The 1,347-nt window shown below is 67.5% G+C and carries 1 protein-coding gene; it reads right to left on the bottom strand.

What is annotated here, in order from left to right; genetic code table 11:
* Positions 1–16 precede the first annotated feature (16 nt).
* Positions 17–1,347, bottom strand: a 1,331-nt coding sequence (locus ACZ7NC_RS45670; protein ID WP_471498405.1) for a Helicase associated domain protein, incomplete at its 5' end; no start/stop codon positions are given.

The following is a 1,347-nucleotide window of genomic DNA, read 5'->3' as shown; positions in this document are numbered from 1 at the left end:
TGCCCATATCGTGCCACTAGGCGTTTTCGGCCTTTCGCGCTAGGCACACCCGCCTGACCTGCATCGATACCTCACCGCACCCCCAAGAACCCCGCAACTGTGGAACGCAGGTGCCGTGGACCGTGACGCCGGGCAGCACCTCGGTCTGGCCGGCCTGTCCTTCTTCGTCGCGTAGGAGTTCGCGTAGTGCGGCGTAGTGCCGCTGCCACTGCGCCGGCCACGACGGGTTCCAGTCCTCGTCCACGGCTTCCAGCGCGGTCTTCCACTCGGGGTGTCCGTCGAGGGCACCCGGCCGCCGAAGATTGGACAGCCATTGCCCCACCGGCCGGTCCAGCATCGTCGCGGGCCGGGGCGCGCACAGCGTCCAGTGCTGCTCGTAGTACGCCTTGGCGGCTTCCAGGTTTTCCTGGAAGCGTTCATCCGCCAGGCTCCAGACCATGCCGAGCTGTTCGAGTCGCCTCGCGCGTTGGCCGGTCATCTGTCCGGCTGTGTAGGCGCGTCGTTGTTCCGCGACCCATTGACCAAGCGGTGTCGCGCCCTCGCGGTGTCCGTAGGGCACCCTCGCGTTCCCGACCCGCTCAACGTACGTCTTCAACTTCGCCCAGCCGCGGGCCCAGTCCTGGCGTTCGGTGTCGATCACGTTGAAGGAGACCCAGTCCGCGACCATCACCGGATCCCTGGGGGCAGCGAAACGGAGCAGCAACCGTGATTCGGCTTCGCCTTCCTCGGGCGGCGTGCCGATGTTCACGGACGGTTGCGCGACGTCCTTCTGCGACTCCTGCGGAATCGCCAGCAACTCGACGGCCTCTTCATCATGAGCCCGCAGCCCTTCGAGAACCTTCACCAAGGGCCGATACGATCCCGAGGTGAACATGTCCTCGGGCTTTTCTCCGGGCTGGAGGAAGACGGGCACGATCAGGGAGGCGAGCTTGCCCTGTCCGGGCTTCTGGCGGAGTGCCCGGCCGATGGCCTGGACGATGTCGTGCGGCGCTCCCTTGGGGTCCAACAGGGCAACTGAATCCACCGCGCGGATGTCGACGCCCTCGCCCAGGACCCGGCAGTTCGAGAGCACGGCCCGCTGTGCCGTGGACCCGAACGAACCCAGGACCTCCCGCCGGCGCTCGGGGACGTGCTCGCCGCACAGCCAGTCCGCCCAGATCCGCTTCGGGTAGCTCTCAGGCTGGTCGGCGTGCAGCTTCGCCGCCACCCGCTGAAGGCCCTCCGCGTACGCCTGCGCCTCGATGGTCCGGTAGTGGAAGGTGATGCACGTCGACAGGTCGTGCTGCGCCATCGTGTGCAGCAACGCGGCCTGCAAGGCCCCAAGACGCTGCCCCCGCACCTCTTCCG

This window comes from Streptomyces sp. NPDC111802, assembly GCF_055634335.1.
The sequence above is the reverse complement of the archived record's forward strand: the minus strand, read 5'-3'. Positions and strand labels throughout refer to the sequence as shown.